This window comes from Pseudomonas sp. TE3-3-F2023, assembly GCF_036784815.1.
Classification (GTDB): domain Bacteria; phylum Pseudomonadota; class Gammaproteobacteria; order Pseudomonadales; family Pseudomonadaceae; genus Aquipseudomonas; species Aquipseudomonas pudica.
Genome location: NZ_CP145113.1, coordinates 243024 through 261308 on the forward strand (window position 1 = coordinate 243024; position 18285 = coordinate 261308).

An 18285-nucleotide genomic window follows, 5' to 3' on the forward strand; every position below is an offset into this window, starting at 1 on the left:
CACCGGCTCTGCCGGTGTTCGCGGGCTCGCCCGCTCCCACAGGGGCCATGTTGTGCCGGAACTGCGTTACTGCTGGTCGTTGTAGTGGAACTTGGGCATTTCCCAATGGAACCGAATCGCCAGCAACCGCACAAGGAACCCGCCAAACAAGGTCAGCAGCATCGCCTGTTCCGCCGGCACCTTGAAATGCACGCAGCCCAGGTAGAACCAAGCCGCCGCGAATGAGACGCTGGCGTACAGCTCGCGGCGGAACACCAGGGGAATGTCATTGCAGAAGATATCCCGCAAGATCCCGCCGAATACCCCGGTGATCACCCCGCTGATCGACGCCACCAGCATGCCCTGCCCCATCTCCAGTGCGGTCATGCAGCCGATCAGGGTAAAGGCCACCAGCCCAAGAGCATCGAGCACCAGGAACAGCGAGCGTAGCCGGCGCATCATCGGCGCGATGAAAATGGTCAGCAGTGCTGCACAACTGGTCAGCACCAGGTACTCAGGGTGCTTCACCCAGGTCAGCGGGTAATGCCCGAGCAGCACGTCACGCACCGAGCCGCCACCCAGGGCGGTGACGCAGGCAATCAGCACAACGCCGAACCAGTCCATGCCGCGGCGGCCGGCAGACAACGCGCCGGTCATGGCTTCGGCGGTGATGGCAATGAGGTAGAGCATCAACAACATGGTGCGGGGTCCGTGCGGGCGTGCGAGAAAGGCGCGCAGTCTAACCAGTTGCCCATGGCACCAAAAGAGGGCGCAGATACAATATCCGCGCCTTTTCGGCTCACACCTTGATGAAGTGCTCGCGATAGTGGCGCAGTTCGGCGATGGATTCGCGGATGTCGTCCAGCGCCAGGTGGGTGTTGCCCTTCTTGAAGCTGTCACGCACATCAGGCGCCCAGCGCGCAGCCAGCTCCTTCAGAGTCGAGACATCCAGGTTGCGGTAGTGGAAGTAGTTCTCCAGGTCGCGCATGTGCCGGTACAGGAAACGGCGGTCCTGGCAGATACTGTTGCCACAGATCGGCGACTTGCCTTTCGGCACCCACTGCTCGAGGAAAGCAATGGTCTGCGCCTCGGCTTCGGCCATGTCGACCTTGCTCTCGCGTACGCGCTGGGTCAGGCCCGAAGCGCCATGGGTGCGAGTGTTCCACTCGTCCATGCGCGCCAGCACTTCGTCACTGTGGTGAATGGCGATCACCGGCCCTTCGGCCAGGGTGTTCAGTTCGCTGTCGGTGACGATGGTGGCCATCTCGATGATGACGTCGCTGTCCGGATCCAGGCCGGTCATTTCCAGGTCGATCCAGATCAGGTTCTGTGGGTTTTGCATGCGGGGGCTCCTCGTATAGGCCGTCATAGTAGCGTAGTGGTCAAGGCACGCCCATTCACGGCGCGAAGGTAAGCCAAATGGTCCGGCGCCTGGCGTGCTAAACTGCCTGCCGTTTTCAACCTGCCCCCACGCACGGAACCTTCATGGCCAAACGCCAGCTCAATCGCCGCCAGAACTGGCGCATCGAAAAAATCCAGAACGAGCGCGCCGCGCGTGCGGCCAAACGCGAACAACACGTGTTACAGGAACTGGAGGGTGGCGACCTGGGGCCGGAACAACTGGGCCTGGTGATTGCGCACTTCGGTGTGCAGGTAGAAGTGGAAGCCCAGGACGGTGAAGCCGCAGGCCAGGTGTTCCGCTGCCACTTGCGCGCCAACCTGCCGGCGCTGGTTACCGGCGACCGCGTGGTATGGCGTGCGGGCAATCAGGGCATTGGCGTGATTGTCGCGCAGATGCCGCGCAGCACCGAGCTGTGCCGGCCGAACAACCACGGTCAGCTGAAGCCGGTGGCGGCCAACGTCGACCTGATCGTGATCGTCTTCGCCCCCGCGCCCGAACCGCACCCCAACCTGATCGACCGTTACCTGGTGGCAGCGGAACATGCAGGCATTCGCCCACTGCTGCTGCTGAACAAGGCCGACCTGATCAACGACGAGAACGGCCCGGGCCTGCATGCGCTGCTGGAGGTGTACCGCGAGCTGGGCTACCCGCTGCTGGAAGTCTCGGCACATCACGGCGACGGTATGCAACGCCTGCAACAGATGCTCGACGGCCACATCAGCGTGTTCGTCGGCCAGTCGGGGGTGGGCAAGTCGTCGCTGGTCAACAGCCTGCTGCCGGACGCTGGCACCCGTGTCGGCGACCTGTCGGAATGGTCTGGCCAGGGCACCCACACCACCACCACCGCGCGGTTGTACCACTTCCCCAATGGTGGCGACCTGATCGACTCGCCAGGCATCCGCGAGTTCGGCCTGGGTCACGTCAGCCGCAGTGATGTGGAGGATGGTTTCATCGAATTCCGCGACCTGTTCGGCACCTGCCGCTTCCGCGACTGCAAGCATGATCGCGAACCGGGCTGCGCGCTGCTCAAGGCGCTGGACGAAGGGCGTATCAAGCAGCAACGGATGAACAGCTACCGCTCGATCATTGCCAGTTTGCCGGAAGACGCTTACTGACCCCCTGTGGACGCGAGGCTTAGCTGCAGCACGCGCCTGTAGGAGCGGCCTTGTGTCGCGATCGGGCCGCAAGGCGGCCCCCGGATTTCTGCTTTTTTGCAAAAATTGCCGGGGCCGCTCTGCGGCCCTATCGCGACACAAGGCCGCTCCTACAAGGACCGTGCAGGGCGCGCCAAGAACCTACTGGTCCTTGGCCTCATCCATCTTCAGCGTCCCCTCTTCGAAGATGTTCAGCTTCTGGCGCAGTTCACGCGGCTGCATGGGGGCCTGCCCGGCTTCCCCTGGCGCCGCCGGTGCCGCAGCGGCCGGCGGCGCAGGCTCGGCAGCCGGTGCTTCCGGCGCGCCCTGCTCGCCTTCGATATTGCGCTGGGCCTTCTTGGTCAGCACGATGATGTCGATGCGGCGGTTGACCGGGTTGAACGGGTCCTTGCGGTCGAACAGCGATGACGAGGCGTAACCCACCACCCGCGCCACCTGGCCATCCGGGTAGCCGCCGGCCACCAGTGCACGGCGCGCGGCGTTGGCGCGGTTGGCCGACAGTTCCCAGTTGCCGAACTCGCCACTGCCGGCATAAGGCTTGGCGTCGGTGTGGCCACTGATGCTGATCTTGTTCGGCACCGCCTTGATGGTGTCGGCCATGGCCAGCAGGATGTCCTCGAAGTACGGCTGCAGGCGCGCACTGCCAATGTCGAACATCGGCCGGTTCTCGGCGTCCATGATCTGGATGCGCAGGCCGTCCTGGGTGATCTCGAACAGGATCTGGTCCTTGAACTTCTGCAGCTGCGGGTTCTCTTCCACCTTGTTCTGCAGTTCCTGCAGCAGCAACTCCAGGCGCTCACGCTCGACCTGCTCGGCCATGGTCTCTACCTGGTCCTTGTCCAGCTGGATGCTGGTATCAGGCGTCGGTTCCGACTTGGCTTCGGGGTTGATGGTCTTCTCCGGAGCCAGCTGAGGCGAGCCCCCCAGGTCGATGACGTAGGGCGTTCCGCTTTCCGAGAAACCGATCGGGTCCTTGAAGTAGCCGGCAATGGCAATCTTCTGTTCCGGGGTGGCTGTGGACAACAGCCACAGCACCAGGAAGAACGCCATCATCGCCGTGGCGAAGTCGGCGAAGGCGATTTTCCAGGCGCCGCCGTGGTGGCCGCCGCCAAAGCGCTTGACGCGCTTGACGATGATGGGCTGATTGTTCTCCATGACTCAGCGACCGCGAACCGCTTGTTCCAGTTCGGCGAAGCTTGGGCGGTGCTTGGGATACAGCACCTTGCGCCCGAACTCGACCGCCAGCGAAGGCGGCATGCCCGAGGCCGAGGCCACCAGCGAAGCCTTGATCGATTCGTAGAGGTTCAGCTCTTCCTTGGCATCGTGCTCCAGGCACTTGGCCAATGGGCCGAAGAAGCCGTAGGCCGCCAGAATACCGAAGAAGGTACCCACCAGTGCCGCACCCACATGAAGGCCGATGGAGGCCTGGTCACCATCGCCGAGCGAGGCCATGGTCACCACGATCCCCAGTACGGCCGCAACGATACCGAAGCCGGGCATGCCGTCGGCGATGCCGGTCACCGCATGGGACGGGTGCTCCAGTTCTTCCTTCATGCTCAGCAGTTCCATGTCGAACAGGCCTTCGAGTTCGTGCGGGGCCATGTTGCCGGTGGACATGATGCGCAGGTAGTCGCAGACGAACGCGGTCATGCGCTCATCGGCAAGCACCGTCGGATACTTGGCGAAGATCGGGCTGGCGGCGGCATCCTCGATGTCGGCCTCGATGGCCATCATGCCTTCGCGCCGGCTCTTGTTGAGGATTTCGTACACCAGGCCCAGCACTTCCAGGTAGAAGGCATGAGTGAAGCGCGAGCCGAACATCTTCATCGACTTCTTGATGACGTGCATGGTCATGTGGCCGGGGTTGGCCTGCAGGAATGCACCAAAGGCCGCACCGCCGATGATCAGTACTTCGAACGGCTGGATCAGCGCCGCGATCTTGCCGTGGGAAAGCACGTATCCGCCGAGCACGCTCGCGAATACGACGATGATGCCGATAATTTTAGCCATAGGTTCAAAGCACTTGCTGTCGTGGTCAGGGGAAGAGACGGGAGCTTTAAAACTCTTCTTCTACTTATCGGCAGAACTGCGCCAGACTATAGCCACTCAATGCGAAAAGCCAGTTCGGACTGATGTCAAAATGCCAATTGAAACCAAGGTGCCCGCTCAGGCTCCACGTACGCTAGAGGCCTGGGTAAAGCTGCTCGAGAGTGTTCGCATCCCCGTGCCGAAGCATAGCTACGACCGGGTCATGGCCGCCATCCACGATAACCGCCGCTCGCTGCGGGATATCGCCGAACTGATGCAGGATAGCCCGGCACTGGTGCTGTCGGTGATGCGCGAAGCCAATCATCCCACCAATGCCAGCCTGGCAGAGCCCGCCGAAAGCCTGGAAGTCGCCCTCAACCGCCTGGGCCTCGAGCGTAGCGAACAGCTGCTCAAACGCCTGCCAGCGGTGCCCGTAGAAGAAATCCCACCGGTACTGTGCCAGTTTCAGCTGATCAGCCAGCACGCCTCGCAGCAGGCCAGCGGCCTGTTCGCCAGCCGTCTGGCACGGCTGTGGCAGGAAATCCACTGGGGCAGCCTGTTGTTCCTGTCGCCACTCTGGCCGCTGGCGTTGGCCTACCCCAAGCTGCTCGATACCTGGGAGCTGCGGGTTATCCACAAGGGTGAAGACGCCGCCCATGTCGAGGAAGAACTGTTTGGCGTGCGCATCATGGAACTGTGCCAGACCATGGCGGAGTACTGGCGCCTGCCACAATGGGTGACCCAGGGTTACCGCCTGCTGCTGGAAGAGCGCGAACAACTGGCCCAGGTGCTCAGTATTGCCCGCGACCCGGACCTGCTAAGCCAGCAACACCGCCTAGACGCCGAGCCTGGCCTGCGCCGCTGGTTCAACCAGCCGGCCAACACCGTGCTGCTGGCCAACAACCTGGCCCTGGCGGCACAAGTGGGCTGGGATAACCCGCACCTGTTGCGCTGGCAACTGTTGACCGCCCTGTACCTGCAGACCTCGCTGGACGACGTGCAACAGCAAGTGCACCAGCAGGCTGCGGCCAGCGCCCGCCGTCATGCCCAGCATGCCCTGTTCCACCCAGCCGAAGCGCTGATCTGGCCCTGGCACCAGCGCCGCCCGCACCCCGACATGCTGGCTCCGCCACCGCCCACCAGCGACGAATTGGCGCGCTGGCGCAAGCTGTGCCAGGACCTTCTGGCCCAGCCCAGCCCGTTCACCAACAGCGTGCACCTGGCCACCCATGTTATCGAGGCCCTTCTGGTCTCTGGCATGCAGAGGATCCTGCTGCTGAGCCTGGACAAGGCAAACGACCAGCTGCGCGTGCAGCAGATGGCCGGCCTGCCCAAGGAAGCCGGGGCGCTGGTACTGCCGGTGGCGCAGAACAAACTGCTGCAAAAGCTGCTGGCAAAGGCCGGTCAATTACGTATTACCCCGGAAAACCACAGCCAGTTCTCGGCCCTGCTGCCGGCCCCGCTGCGCGCCTTGTTCCGCAGCGAGCACGTGCTGCTGCGCTCGCTGGCGGTGGCGGACCAGGTACTGATGCTGATGGTGGCTGACCAGGGCTGCCGGCCGCTGGCCGATGTCAGCGTTCAAGCCTTCGGCAAGACCGCACAGTGCACTGAACGGGCGCTGTCGGTGTTTGCCAACCGCAAGGCCTGAGCCTTGCGCTACAATCGCCCCTCTTTCCACACTGGAGACCGTGGATGACTGACTTTTCAGGCCTGCCCCTGGTGATCGAAGCCGCGGACCTGCTACCGCGCCTGGATTCGCCACAGCTGATCCTGGTCGACCTGAGCAGCGCCAACCGCTATGTCAGCGGGCATATTCCCGGCGCACGCTTTGTCGAAGGCAAGCGTACCCAGCTCGGCCAGCCCCCCGCACCCGGCCTGCTGCCGGCCCTGGGTGAGCTGGAAAAACTGTTCAGCGAACTCGGCCACCGCGACGATGCCGTGTATGTGGTGTATGACGATGAGGGCGGCGGCTGGGCCGGGCGTTTCATCTGGCTGCTCGACGTGATCGGCCACAAGCGTTACCACTACCTCAATGGCGGCATCCAGGCCTGGCCCGCCGACAAGCTCTCCACAGAAGTGCCCGCCAGCGGCAACACGCCGGTGCACCTGCGCATCGACAGTTCGCCAACCGCCACCCGCGAGTACCTGCAAAGCCGCCTGGGCGCCGACGATCTGGTCATCTGGGACGCCCGTGGACCGCAGGAATTCAGCGGTGAGAAAGTACTGGCAGCCAAGGGCGGCCACATCCCCGGCGCGATCAACTTCGAATGGACCGCCGGCATGGATCTCAACGACCACCTGCGCATCCGCAAGGACATCGCCGAAGTTCTGCAGAAGCTGGGTATCACCCCCGACAAGGAGGTGATCACCCACTGCCAGACCCACCGCCGCTCCGGTTTCACCTACCTGGTGGCCAAGGCCCTAGGCTACCCGCGCGTCAAGGCCTACGCCGGCTCGTGGAGCGAATGGGGCAACCACCCGGACACGCCTGTAGAAGTCTAAGGAACCTGAATGAAATCCCGTTTGTTCATCATCAGCCAATACCTGCTGCCGCACCACCTGCTGTCGCGGCTGGCCGGCTGCATCGCCGAGTGCCGCGTGCGCTGGTTCAAGAACGCCTTCACCGCCTGGTTCGCCAAGCGTTATCAGGTCAACATGAGCGAAGCGCTGGTCGAGGACCTGAGCGCCTACGAGCACTTCAATGCCTTCTTCACCCGCGCCCTGAAGCCGGGTGCCCGCCCACTGGACGAGACCCCGGGCGCCATCCTGTGCCCCGCCGACGGTGCCGTCAGCCAGCTTGGCCCGATCGAGCACGGCCGCATCTTCCAGGCCAAGGGCCACGGTTTCAGCGCGCAGGAGCTGCTGGGCGGTGACCCGGCCATGGCCGCGCCGTTCATGGGCGGCGAGTTCGCCACCATCTACCTGTCGCCCAAGGATTACCACCGCGTGCACATGCCGCTGGCCGGTACCCTGCGGGAAATGGTCTACGTGCCGGGCCGCCTGTTCTCGGTCAACCAGACCACCGCAGAGAACGTCCCCGAACTGTTTGCCCGCAACGAGCGCGTGGTTTGCCTGTTCGACACAGAGCGCGGGCCGATGGCCGTGGTGCTGGTTGGCGCGATGATCGTCGCTTCGATCGAAACCGTGTGGGCCGGGCTGGTAACGCCACCCAAGCGTGAACTGAAGACCTTCCGTTACGACGAAGCCAGCCGCACACCGATCCACCTGGAGAAAGGCGCCGAACTGGGCCGCTTCAAGCTGGGCTCGACCGCCATCGTGCTGTTCGGGCCGGAGCAGGTGAAGTGGGCGGAGAACCTGGGTGCCGGTTCTGCGGTGCGCATGGGGCAGCAGTTGGCGGTGCCTGTACAGGCTTGATTGCCTGATGGAACATGGGGCCGCTTTGCGGCCCCGGGTTCTCGAATCAGCCGCGCGCGTCGCGGTCCCGCAGGCCCAGCAGATACAACACACCATCCAGCCCCAGGGTAGAAATCGCCTGCTTGGCCGACTGGCGCACCAGCGGCTTGGCACGGAATGCCACGCCCAGGCCGGCCAGCGACAACATCGGCAGGTCGTTGGCACCGTCACCCACAGCAATGGTCTGCTCCAGCTGCAAGCCTTCTTCGCTGGCCAACTTCTGCAGCAGGTCGGCCTTGCGCTGGGCATCCACGATCGGCTCCACAGCCACGCCGGTAACCTTGCCATCGACCACTTCCAGCTCATTGGCGAAGACATAGTCGATGCCCAGGCGCGCCTGCACCTGGCGGGCAAAGTAAGTGAAGCCACCGGACAGGATCGCCGTCTTGTAGCCCAGGCGCTTGAGCTCGGCAAACAGGTTCTCGGCGCCCTCGGTCAGGCGCAGCGACGCACCGATCTCGTCCAGCACGCTTACATCCAGGCCCTTGAGCAGGGCCATGCGCTCCTTGAAGCTGGCGCGGAAGTCCAGCTCGCCGCGCATGGCACGTTCGGTGATCGCGGCCACCTGCTCACCTACGCCAGCGGCCTTGGCCAGTTCGTCGATGACTTCGGCTTCGATCAGCGTCGAGTCCATGTCGAACACCGCCAGGCGGCGGTTGCGGCGGAACAGGTCGTCCTTCTGGAAGGCGATGTCGATGCTCAGCTCTTCAGCCAAGGCGAAGAAGTCGGCACGCAGCGCCTGGGCATCGCTCGGCACGCCGCGCACGGAAATCTCGATGGCCGCCTTGCCCTTGTCGGTATCGGCATCCAGCGCCACACGGGCCGACAGGCGCTCGATGCGCTCGATGGTCAGGCCGTACTGACTGATCACCGCACTCACCCGCTGCAGTTGCTCGGGGGTGATCTTGCGGCTGAGCAAGGTGACGATGTGGCGCGCCTCGCCGTGGCCATCGGCCCAGTGCTGGTAGTCCGCCTCGGAAATCGGTGTGTAGCGGGCCTGCAGGTTCAGTTCATGGGCCTTGGCCTGCACGCTCTGCAGCAGGGAGGTGGCCACTTCGTTGTCCGGGATATCGACCAGGATGCCGAACGACAAGGTACCGTGCATGACCGCCAGGCCAATGTCGAGGATGCTCACACCGCCCTGCAGCAGGACGCCGGTGATAGCCGCAGTGAGACCGGGACGATCCTCACCGGTGATGTTGATCAGGACGATTTCGCGCACAACCTGGCTCCGACTTCGATGAAAAATGCGCATTCTACCGATTTTCCGTGACCATCGGGCGCCAACGATACTTTGCCGACAAAACCCGGCTCGCTATACTGCCCCACACTTTCATGCCATTAAGAGCCGAGCTCAGTGAACCGGCCCACGCCCGTCAAAGCAGACAACTTCTTCCTGATGATCTATCGCGCCCTGAGTCAACGTCGCGTGCCACTGGCACTGCGCATCGCCTGCACCAACATTTTCCTGGTGGCGCTGGCGTTGGTGATCTACGCCTGCGTGATGGGCCTGCAGTTCAAGCAGGCCATGCACGAGCAGGCCGATGCCCTGGGCCAGAGCCTGACCACCCAGACCGCCACCTCGGCGACCGAGCTGCTGGTGGCCAACGACATCCTCAGCCTCAACGTGCTGCTCGGCAACCTGGTGAAAAACCCGCTGGTGGCCCATGCGGCGATCTACAGCGTGGACAACCGTATCCTCGCCGAGGCCGGCCAGCGCCCACGCAACAGCCTGCTGGGCGAGGCCGAAGGCCTGTACCAGACCAAGATCACCTTCCAGGACGTGACCGCCGGGCAACTGCGCATCAGCCTGGACATGAGCCAGTTCCAGCAGCCGATGCTGATCAGCCTGCAGAGCATGGGCATCCTTGCCGCCATCCTGCTGGTGCTGGCACTGACCCTGAGCCTGCGCCAGGGCCGCTTCATCACCCTGCCGCTGCTGCAACTGCGGGTGTGGCTGCGCGACCCGCAACCCTATACCCCGGCCACCGACCGCCAGGACGAGATCGGCGACATCGCCCGCCAGCTGCACGCGCGCCTGGCCCCGCCGCCGCCACCTGAGCCGGAGCCTGAAGAAGACGACGACGAGCAATTCGACGACCTGCACGACGCCATCCCGGCAGCCAAGGCTGCACCGCGCGCCAAGCTTGCCGCTCAGGCAGACGAGGATGACGACGAAGCCTTCGCCGGGCTGCTGGACGACGAAAGCGCGCCCAAGGCCGCCGTGGTCGAATCCGACGAGCCGCAGTACAGCGCAGTGCTCGCCGTGCAGCTGGGTTCGCAGGAGCAGCTGCGTCGCCTGCCGCGCACGCGCCTGACCGAACTGACCGAGCGCTACCGCGATTGCCTGGAGCACGCCGCCTCGCTCTACGACGGCGAAACTCACACACTCAACGACGGCAGCACCTTGGTGCTGTTCCACAGCCGCGACTGCGGCGAGGACTACCTGACCAACGCCATCTGCTGCGGCGAGTTGTTGCGCGCGCTGGGCCATGCCCTGCAGATCGAGGTGGCGGACAGCGGCATTACCCTGCAGTTGCAACTGGGCCTGGCCCTGGGCAACGACCTGCAAGGGCTGGAGCTGGTAGACCTGCTGATGGCCGAAAAGGCCCAGGACGCGTTGGCGCTGTCGCAGCACAGCCGCAACCTGTTGCTGGTGGAGCGGCAGATCAGCGATGACACCCTGATTCGCCAGCGCGCCCGCATTCGCCCGATTGCCAGCCCCGAAGGCGCCTGCTGCGTGGAGCGCCTGATGGAACCCTACCCGTCGATGCTGGAGCGGCAGTTGGCGCGGATGCACGAACGCCGGGCCTGATACCGGGCTGGCCCCATCGCAGGTCAACCCGCTCCCACAGGGCCTGCACCAACCTGTGGGAGCGGGTTTACCCGCGAAGAGGCCAGCACAGACAGTACAAAAACAGCAGATACGAAAAAGCCCGCATCATTGCGGGCTTTTTCGTATCTGGCAGTTCGATCAGAACCGATAAACTTCCATATCGGTACGAATCGGTGCCGCCATCGGGATCTTGGATTTCTCCGGCGCCTTCTTCACCTGCACCGGCGCAGCCGGCTTTTTTGGCGACTCTTCGGCGATCGCTGGCTGGTTGGCCAACGGCTTGACCGCAGTGCTCAGCTGCTCGGCCAGCTTCTGCAGCAATTGGCCCTGGGCCTGCACCTGCGACGCCTCGCTGCCCGCATGTGGCTGCTCGAGATGAACGATGCGGTTGTCACGCACATGGCCACGGCGATCCAGCAGACGCCATTGAGCATCCAGAATGGCCGGCTGGTCCTTGCCCGAGTCCAGGCGAGTGATCGATAGCAGTACTTGTACATCCGGGTTGAAACCGGCCGCTGCCGGGGCCAGCACCACGCGCTGGCTGTCCAGGCGCCATGCGAGCTGGCGTACCAGGAGCTGGTCGATATCCGACGAAAGGCTGCCGGCCCAACGACCGTCGGTCGCCGAACTCAGGCTGCCATCGGCCTGACGCTGCAGAAATGTCTCACGTTGCAGGTAATCGGCAACCGATACCGGGCCGAGCACCACGGCCATGCCCGCGCTCTGCGAAGGCTGGCCAGGATCACCACTGTCGAGCTGGTACAGGGCAACCGGCTTGTGCATGGTGCACCCGCCAAGGCCCAGCAGGCCAGTCATCAACAGCGCAAATGGAAGGCGCAGAAATTTCATCATCCCATCCAGGCGGTCGCCAAAAGGCCAACCGCAGTGATACACATAGATTCAAACGGGCACACGGCCACGCCGGCACCGCAAGGGCCATATCATCCGCGAAATAACCGTCCGACTCCAGCATTTCTGCCCGGAACGACGCTGAAATTGCCGTTCCAGACATTAAAACCGTTTATGTCGGCACTTCCACCTGCAATCCATCGACCCGCTGGAACCCGCGTGGCAGCTTGCTGCCACGCCGTCCGCGCTCGCCCTTGTAATGCTCCAGGTCATCCGCTTTCAGAGATAGGGTACGCTTGCCGGCTTGCAATACAAGTGTCGCACCATCGGCAATCACGGCAAGATCGGTAACAAATTCTTCACGGCTGGCTACCCGGTCGCCCGGTACCCCGATGATCTTGTTGCCCTTGCCCTTGCCCAACTGAGGCAGGTCGCTGACCTTGAACACCAGCAGACGGCCTTCGGTGGTCACCGCCGCCAGCCAGTCCTGCTCGCGGTTGGCCACCGGGCGCGGGGTCATGACCTTGGCACCGTTGGGCAGGCTGAGCAGGCCCTTGCCGGCCTTGTTCTTGGCCTGCAGGTCTTCACCTTTGACCACGAAGCCATAACCGGCGTCCGAGGCCACTACGTACAGCGCATCGTCGTCCGGCAACAGCACGCACTCGAAGGTGGCCCCCGGTGGTGGCGTCAGGCGGCCGGTTAGCGGTTCGCCCTGGCCGCGCGCCGATGGCAGGCTGTGAGCGGCCAGCGAGTAGCTGCGGCCAGTGGAGTCGATGAGCACGGCAAACTGGTTGGAGCGCCCGGCGGCGGCGGCCTTGAAGCCATCGCCGGCCTTGTACGACAGGCCGGTGGCATCGATGTCGTGGCCCTTGGCGCAGCGCACCCAGCCCTTTTCCGACAGCACCACGGTAACCGGCTCAGTCGGCATCAGCTCGTTTTCCGACAGCGCCTTGGCCTCGGCACGCTCGACGATAGGCGAGCGGCGGTCGTCGCCATAGGTTTCGGCATCCTTGATCAGCTCGCTACGTACCAGTTTGCGCAGCTTGGCATCGCTGCCCAGCAGGGCGAGCAGCTTGGCCTGCTCTTTCAGCAATTCATCCTGCTCGCCGCGGATCTTCATCTCTTCCAGGCGCGCCAGCTGCCGCAGGCGGGTCTCGAGAATGTAGTCGGCCTGGATTTCGGTCAGGTCGAATCGGGCGATCAGGGCCTGCTTTGGCTGGTCCTCGGTACGGATGATATGGATCACTTCATCCAGGTTGAGGAACGCGGTGAGCAAACCTTCCAACAGGTGCAGGCGCTTCTCCACCTTGTCCAGGCGGTGCTGCAGGCGGCGGCGGACGGTAGCGGTACGGAACTCCAGCCACTCCAGCAGCAGCGCGCGCAAGTTCTTCAGCTGTGGCCGGCCGTCCAGGCCGATGATGTTTATGTTGACCCGATAGCTGCTTTCCAGGTCAGTGGTAGCGAACAAGTGCTGCATCAGTTCATCGGCATCCACGCGGTTGGAGCGCGGGATAATGACGATGCGGCACGGGTTCTCGTGGTCCGACTCGTCACGCAGGTCGGCAACCATCGGCAGCTTCTTGGCCTGCATCTGCGCAGCGATCTGCTCCAGCACCTTGGCCCCGGAGACCTGGTGCGGCAGCGCGGTGACGACGATGTCGCCATCCTCGACGCGGTATACGGCGCGCATGCGGATGGAGCCGCGCCCGCTTTCGTACATCTTGAGGATTTCTGCCCGCGGCGTGACGATCTCGGCCTCGGTCGGGTAGTCCGGCCCCTGGATGTGCTCGCACAGCTGCTCGATGGTGGCCTTGGGCTCGTCGAGCAGACGCACACAGGCCGTGGCCACTTCACGCAGGTTGTGCGGCGGCACGTCGGTGGCCATGCCCACGGCGATACCAGTGGTGCCGTTGAGCAGAATGTTGGGCAGGCGCGCCGGCAGCACAGCCGGCTCCTGAAGGGTGCCGTCGAAGTTTGGCACCCAGTCCACGGTACCCTGGCCGACTTCGCTGAGCAGCACTTCGGCGTAGCGCGAAAGGCGGGCTTCGGTATAACGCATGGCGGCGAAGGACTTCGGATCGTCCGGCGCACCCCAGTTGCCCTGGCCGTCGACCAGGGTATAGCGGTAGCTGAACGGCTGCGCCATCAGCACCATGGCCTCGTAGCAGGCCGAGTCGCCGTGGGGGTGGAACTTGCCGAGCACGTCACCGACGGTACGCGCGGACTTCTTGTGCTTGGCATCGGCATCGAGCCCCAACTCGCTCATGGCGTAGACGATGCGTCGCTGCACCGGCTTCAGGCCATCGCCGATGTGCGGCAAAGCGCGGTCCATGATCACGTACATGGAGTAGTTGAGGTAGGCCTGTTCGGTGAAGTCAGCCAGCGAGCGGCGTTCAACGCCGTCCAGGCTGAGTTCCAGTGAGTCGCTCATGCGGGCCTCGTCATTTCAGGTTCTGGCGCAGCAGCATGGTGCCGCCGCGCTGGGAAAATTCAAGTTGTTTCAGGGCACTCATGCCCAGCAATACGGTTTGCCCGTCCAGGCCCGGCACCACGATGGCGCGCACGTCGCGCAGGCGGATATCCCCCAGCTGCAGGCTGGCCAGGCGCGTGCGGTAGCCTTCTGTACGGCCGTTGGCGGTACTGAGCTGCACCGGGCTGCCGCGCTCCAGGCCAAGCTCGCGGCCCAACGCCTCGGGGATGGCCACGTCGGTGGCACCGGTGTCGAGCATGAAATGCACCATCTGGCCGTTGATCGCGCCATCCACCACGAAGTGGCCCTGGCCGTTGCCCAACAGGCGCACCTCGATGAAGCCTTCGCCATGCGACGACTGCACCTGGGCATTGGGGTTGCGCTGGCTGTCTTCCCACTGGCCAAAGAAACGCGTTGCGAGGAACAGTGCCGCCGCCCAGGCGACGATCATCAATACCCTGCCCGCCCGCTTGCCCGGTGCCTGGCTCATGGTTTGGCGCTCCATCCGCCTTCCGGCGCATCGAAGCGCCAGACGATCGGGCGTGCCTCGCCATCGGCGCGGGTGCCGTTGTTGTTGTCGATACCGATCCAGGCGCCCTTGGCATCGATCACCAGTGCCTCGGCCAGGCCGAACGGCTGTTGATAGCGGCGCGACTCGACCAGGGCATCGGCAGCGAACGACCAACAGCGCTCGACCTTGCCACTGTCGGTATCCCGACGGCAGACCCGGTAGGCGTTACGTTCGAGGGTGAACAGCTTGCCTTCGAACCAGGCCAGGTCGGCGAAATCGCGCGACAGTGCCTGGGCATTGGGCATCTGCGCCGGCTGCATTTCGACGCCAGCCTCGCTCAACAGCACGCAGCTGCGGCCGCAGGTCCACACCGATTGCTGGCGCTCGATGGCCACCAGGCCCCGCCGCTCGCGCTCGGCGGCCAGCCACAGGCGGTCGCCCGCCGGGTTGATCGCCAGGCCTTCGAACAAGGCGTTGAAGTTCAGCAACATGCCGCTGGCACGGGCCTGGCGAACCATGGCCGGGTCGATCTTCAACCAGTTTGTCTCGCCTTCCAGCGGCAGTTGCAGCACTGCGGCATGCGCCTCGCTGACCAGGTACAGGTTACCCGCCTGGTCACAGCTGATGCCCTCGAAATCCAGCTCGCCACCACGGATATACGACGCCGCCCAGTTACGCGACTTCAGGCCCCACGGCAGGCCGCTTTCCGGCACTGCCGGCGGGGTGAAGGTAAGCGGCTGCGCGCGCCAGGTCGGGCTTTGCTGGTCGAAGCGGTAGATACGGTCGTCGTCGCGGTCGGACACGCCCCACAGCCCGCCCCGGCATTCCACCAGGCCAGACAGGTTGCCACCGCGCATGCCTTCGATCGGGTGCTCGGCGCTCAGCTTCAGCTCTGGCCAGTTGCCCGCCAGGCTCGGCAGGGAAACCAGCGCCAGGCAGGCAGCCAGAAGCCGCCGAATCAAACCATGACCTCGGCCAGGTTGCCTTTGGTTTCCAGCCAGCTCTTGCGGTCGCCCGCGCGCTTCTTGGCCAGCAGCTTGTCCATCAGCTCGCAGGTGGCCTGCACGTCGTCCAGGGTCAGCTGCACCAGGCGCCGGGTGTTCGGGTCCATGGTGGTCTCGCGCAGCTGTGGCGGGTTCATTTCACCCAGGCCCTTGAAGCGGGTGACCTGTGGTTTGCCGCGCTTCTTCTCGGCCACCAGGCGATCGAGGATACCGTCACGCTCGGCCTCGTCGAGGGCGTAGTAGATTTCCTTGCCCAGGTCGATGCGGTACAGCGGCGGCATGGCCACATATACGTGCCCGGCCTCGACCAGCGCACGGAAGTGCTGGACGAACAGCGCGCACAGCAGCGTGGCGATGTGCAGGCCGTCGGAGTCGGCGTCGGCGAGGATGCAGATCTTGCCGTAGCGCAGCTGCGCAAGGTCGGTGGCCCCCGGGTCGACGCCAATGGCCACGGCGATGTTGTGCACTTCCTGGCTGGCCAGAACTTCGCCACCGTCCACTTCCCAGGTGTTGAGGATCTTGCCACGCAGCGGCAGGATCGCCTGGAATTCCTTGTCGCGTGCCTGTTTGGCCGAGCCACCGGCGGAGTCACCCTCGACCAGGAACAGTTCGGCTCGCATCGGATCCTGCCCGGCGCAATCGGCCAGTTTGCCGGGGAGCGCCGGGCCTTGGGTGATGCGTTTGCGCTCGACCTTCTTGCTGGCCTTCAGGCGGCGCCCGGCGTTGCTGATGGCCAGCTCCGCCAGCTGCATGCCCAGCTCGGGGTGGGCGTTGAGCCACAGGCTGAAGGCGTCCTTGACCACGCCGGAAACGAAGGCAGCCGCCTCACGCGACGACAGGCGCTCCTTGGTCTGCCCGGAGAACTGCGGGTCCTGCATCTTCATCGACAGCACGAAGGTGATGCGCTCCCAGACGTCTTCCGGCGCCAGCTTCACGCCGCGCGGCAGCAGGTTGCGGAACTCGCAGAATTCGCGCATGGCATCCAGCAGCCCCTGGCGCAGGCCGTTGACGTGGGTGCCGCCCTGGGCGGTAGGGATCAGGTTGACGTAGCTTTCCTGGATGCTGTCGCCGCCTTCTGGCAGCCACAGCAAGGCCCAGTCCACCGCCTCCTTGTTACCGGCCAGGCTGCCGCAGAACGGCTCGTCGGGCAGGCGCTGGAACTCGTTGACCGAATCGACCAGGTAGGAGCGCAGGCCGTCTTCGTAATGCCATTCGACCTTCTCGCCGGTGGCCTTGTCCTCGAAGCTGACCAGCAGGCCCGGGCACAGCACGGCCTTGGCCTTGAGCACGTGCTTGAGGCGGCTGATGGAGAACTTCGGCGAATCGAAGTACTTGGGGTCGGGGCTGAAGTACACGCTGGTACCGGTGTTGCGCTTGCCGACCGAGCCGACCACTTCCAGTTCGCTGGCCTTGAAGCCATCGGCGAAGGTCATCTGGTATTCGTTGCCGTCACGTTTGACACGCACGCGCACCTGGGTCGACAGGGCGTTGACCACCGAGATGCCCACGCCGTGAAGGCCGCCGGAGAACTGGTAGTTCTTGTTGGAGAACTTGCCGCCTGCGTGCAGCTTGGTGAGGATCAGCTCTACCCCGGACACACCCTCTTCCGGGTGGATGTCCACCGGCATGCCGCGACCATCGTCGCTGACTTCCAGCGAGTGGTCGGCATGGAGGATGACCTGCACCGAACGGGCATGACCGGCCAGGGCTTCGTCGACACTGTTGTCGATGACTTCCTGGGCCAGATGGTTGGGGCGGCTGGTATCGGTGTACATGCCCGGCCGCTTGCGGACCGGGTCAAGGCCCGAGAGGACTTCGATGGCGTCTGCGTTATAGGCGCTAGCGCTGGGAGTGGCCATAGGGTCTCGTCGTCAGTCTGGTGAATGCAAAAAAGTCAAAATACAGAAAAATCGAGCGCTGCGTACTGCCCACGGGCAATGCCGGCGAAGGCCAGCAGAGCCGGCAGGCGCTCGGCGAAGCCCTGGAAGCTGTGGTCGCCACCGGCCTGGATGCGCAGGGCGCAAGCACGGTAATAGCGCTCGGCGTGGCGATAGTCCAGGGTTTCATCGGCGGTCTGCAGCCACACTTGATAGCGGCTGGCGTCCACCGGGGCTGGTACTTCCAGCTCGGCCAGGGCCTGCACGTGATCGTGGGTCAGCTCCCAGGCCTCACCGGTGTAGTGATTGTGCTGGGTGCCCAGGTAGCCGTCGAAATGCTTGTGCGGTGTTACCGCCGGGTTCACCAGCAGGGCCTTGAGGCCGTGGCGCTCGGCCAGATAGGTGGCATAGTAGCCGCCGAGCGAACTGCCCACCAGCAATGGCGCGCCCAGTTCGGCGATGGCGGCTTCGAGCTGGGCGATGGCCTGCCGTGGGTGGTGGTGCAAAGCGGGCACCCGCAGTTGGGCCGACAGGCCCAGTTGCTGCATCACGGCCTCGAGCTGGCGCGCCTTGGTGGAAAGCGGCGAGCTGTTGAAGCCGTGGATATAGAGGATGGAACCCGACATGCTGCCCCCGGAATCTTTGGCTTCGCGCCCGGTGATATGGGCGCAGGGACGCGCAGTGTAGCGCGTTCGCCGGGTTTTGACGCAGTGTCACGGGTTTCGCAACAATTTCTTCACCGAAGTCGCAACCACAGTTCC

16 protein-coding genes are annotated in these 18285 nt (G+C 64.2%); 5 read left to right on the forward strand and 11 right to left on the reverse strand.

All coding sequences use genetic code 11. The features are described from left to right. Window positions 1-66 precede the first annotated feature (66 nt). Both V3314_RS01130 and orn read right to left on the reverse strand, forming a co-directional pair. Window positions 67-678, reverse strand: coding sequence for a trimeric intracellular cation channel family protein (locus V3314_RS01130; protein WP_046613337.1), 612 nt, complete (start codon window positions 676-678; stop codon window positions 67-69). Between the two features lie 100 nt (window positions 679-778). Continuing rightward, window positions 779-1321 carry an oligoribonuclease gene (orn, locus tag V3314_RS01135; RefSeq protein WP_046613338.1) on the reverse strand — a complete coding sequence of 181 codons (543 nt, stop codon included), beginning with the start codon at window positions 1319-1321 and terminating at the stop codon, window positions 779-781. A gap of 143 nt (window positions 1322-1464) precedes the next feature. Here orn and rsgA point away from each other — a divergent pair, with 143 nt between their 5' ends. After that, window positions 1465-2496 carry a small ribosomal subunit biogenesis GTPase RsgA gene (rsgA, locus tag V3314_RS01140; protein WP_046613339.1) on the forward strand — a complete coding sequence of 344 codons (1032 nt, stop codon included), beginning with the start codon at window positions 1465-1467 and terminating at the stop codon, window positions 2494-2496. A 180-nt stretch (window positions 2497-2676) separates the two neighbouring features. Here rsgA and motB read toward each other — a convergent pair whose 3' ends face one another. After that, the gene (gene motB / locus V3314_RS01145; protein WP_013974445.1) at window positions 2677-3690 is read right to left on the reverse strand and encodes a flagellar motor protein MotB; all 1014 of its coding nucleotides are present in this window, start codon (window positions 3688-3690) and stop codon (window positions 2677-2679) included. A 3-nt stretch (window positions 3691-3693) separates the two neighbouring features. After that, window positions 3694-4545, reverse strand: a complete 852-nt coding sequence (motA, locus tag V3314_RS01150) for a flagellar motor stator protein MotA (RefSeq protein WP_015272014.1) — start codon at window positions 4543-4545, stop codon at window positions 3694-3696. Window positions 4546-4675: 130 nt separating this feature from the next. Here motA and V3314_RS01155 point away from each other — a divergent pair, with 130 nt between their 5' ends. From V3314_RS01155 to asd, 3 genes are read left to right on the forward strand one after another with little or no spacing between them, the layout of a single operon-like run. Further along, window positions 4676-6211, forward strand: a complete 1536-nt coding sequence (locus V3314_RS01155) for an HDOD domain-containing protein (protein WP_322492374.1) — start codon at window positions 4676-4678, stop codon at window positions 6209-6211. 44 nt (window positions 6212-6255) lie between these two features. Further along, window positions 6256-7065 (forward strand): rhodanese-like domain-containing protein, encoded by an 810-nt coding sequence (locus V3314_RS01160; protein WP_046613344.1) that lies wholly within the window; start codon window positions 6256-6258, stop codon window positions 7063-7065. Window positions 7066-7074: 9 nt separating this feature from the next. Then, on the forward strand, window positions 7075-7938 hold the full coding sequence (gene asd, locus V3314_RS01165; protein WP_046613345.1) for an archaetidylserine decarboxylase: 864 nt from the start codon (window positions 7075-7077) through the stop codon (window positions 7936-7938). 46 nt (window positions 7939-7984) lie between these two features. Here the strand turns inward: asd and serB are convergent, their stop codons facing one another. Further along, window positions 7985-9199 carry a phosphoserine phosphatase SerB gene (gene serB / locus V3314_RS01170; RefSeq protein ID WP_085599738.1) on the reverse strand — a complete coding sequence of 405 codons (1215 nt, stop codon included), beginning with the start codon at window positions 9197-9199 and terminating at the stop codon, window positions 7985-7987. A gap of 135 nt (window positions 9200-9334) precedes the next feature. Here serB and V3314_RS01175 point away from each other — a divergent pair, with 135 nt between their 5' ends. Further along, window positions 9335-10792, forward strand: a complete 1458-nt coding sequence (locus V3314_RS01175; RefSeq protein WP_196188368.1) for an AhpA/YtjB family protein — start codon at window positions 9335-9337, stop codon at window positions 10790-10792. 159 nt (window positions 10793-10951) lie between these two features. On the opposite strand, the gene V3314_RS01180 is transcribed toward V3314_RS01175, so the two are convergent. The 6 genes from V3314_RS01180 to V3314_RS01205 form a co-directional block, all read right to left on the reverse strand. Next, window positions 10952-11662, reverse strand: coding sequence for a PqiC family protein (locus V3314_RS01180; protein ID WP_085599741.1), 711 nt, complete (start codon window positions 11660-11662; stop codon window positions 10952-10954). Window positions 11663-11834: 172 nt separating this feature from the next. Further along, window positions 11835-14093, reverse strand: coding sequence for a DNA topoisomerase IV subunit A (gene parC, locus V3314_RS01185; RefSeq protein WP_135001315.1), 2259 nt, complete (start codon window positions 14091-14093; stop codon window positions 11835-11837). 10 nt (window positions 14094-14103) lie between these two features. Continuing rightward, on the reverse strand, window positions 14104-14622 hold the full coding sequence (locus V3314_RS01190; RefSeq protein ID WP_135001314.1) for a TIGR02281 family clan AA aspartic protease: 519 nt from the start codon (window positions 14620-14622) through the stop codon (window positions 14104-14106). After that, window positions 14619-15605 carry an esterase-like activity of phytase family protein gene (locus V3314_RS01195; protein ID WP_135001313.1) on the reverse strand — a complete coding sequence of 329 codons (987 nt, stop codon included), beginning with the start codon at window positions 15603-15605 and terminating at the stop codon, window positions 14619-14621. The genes V3314_RS01190 and V3314_RS01195 overlap by 4 nt, the downstream gene beginning before the upstream one ends. Continuing rightward, on the reverse strand, window positions 15602-17506 hold the full coding sequence (parE, locus tag V3314_RS01200) for a DNA topoisomerase IV subunit B (RefSeq protein ID WP_046613353.1): 1905 nt from the start codon (window positions 17504-17506) through the stop codon (window positions 15602-15604). The genes V3314_RS01195 and parE overlap by 4 nt, the downstream gene beginning before the upstream one ends. Before the next feature lie 35 nt (window positions 17507-17541). Then, window positions 17542-18150, reverse strand: a complete 609-nt coding sequence (locus V3314_RS01205) for a YqiA/YcfP family alpha/beta fold hydrolase (RefSeq protein WP_003258136.1) — start codon at window positions 18148-18150, stop codon at window positions 17542-17544. Window positions 18151-18285: the final 135 nt, after the last annotated feature.

What these genes read in the sequence shown, in the direction of transcription:
- rsgA (WP_046613339.1), top strand. Translation starts at nt 1,465, where the DNA reads ATGGCCAAACGCCAGCTCAATCGCCGCCAGAACTGGCGCATCGAAAAA.
- motB (WP_013974445.1), bottom strand. Translation starts at nt 3,690, where the DNA reads ATGGAGAACAATCAGCCCATCATCGTCAAGCGCGTCAAGCGCTTTGGC.
- parC (WP_135001315.1), bottom strand. Translation starts at nt 14,093, where the DNA reads ATGAGCGACTCACTGGAACTCAGCCTGGACGGCGTTGAACGCCGCTCG.
- orn (WP_046613338.1), bottom strand. Translation starts at nt 1,321, where the DNA reads ATGCAAAACCCACAGAACCTGATCTGGATCGACCTGGAAATGACCGGC.
- V3314_RS01205 (WP_003258136.1), bottom strand. Translation starts at nt 18,150, where the DNA reads ATGTCGGGTTCCATCCTCTATATCCACGGCTTCAACAGCTCGCCGCTT.
- V3314_RS01130 (WP_046613337.1), bottom strand. Translation starts at nt 678, where the DNA reads ATGTTGTTGATGCTCTACCTCATTGCCATCACCGCCGAAGCCATGACC.
- V3314_RS01155 (WP_322492374.1), top strand. Translation starts at nt 4,676, where the DNA reads ATGCCAATTGAAACCAAGGTGCCCGCTCAGGCTCCACGTACGCTAGAG.
- asd (WP_046613345.1), top strand. Translation starts at nt 7,075, where the DNA reads ATGAAATCCCGTTTGTTCATCATCAGCCAATACCTGCTGCCGCACCAC.
- V3314_RS01190 (WP_135001314.1), bottom strand. Translation starts at nt 14,622, where the DNA reads ATGAGCCAGGCACCGGGCAAGCGGGCGGGCAGGGTATTGATGATCGTC.
- parE (WP_046613353.1), bottom strand. Translation starts at nt 17,506, where the DNA reads ATGGCCACTCCCAGCGCTAGCGCCTATAACGCAGACGCCATCGAAGTC.
- motA (WP_015272014.1), bottom strand. Translation starts at nt 4,545, where the DNA reads ATGGCTAAAATTATCGGCATCATCGTCGTATTCGCGAGCGTGCTCGGC.
- V3314_RS01180 (WP_085599741.1), bottom strand. Translation starts at nt 11,662, where the DNA reads ATGAAATTTCTGCGCCTTCCATTTGCGCTGTTGATGACTGGCCTGCTG.
- V3314_RS01160 (WP_046613344.1), top strand. Translation starts at nt 6,256, where the DNA reads ATGACTGACTTTTCAGGCCTGCCCCTGGTGATCGAAGCCGCGGACCTG.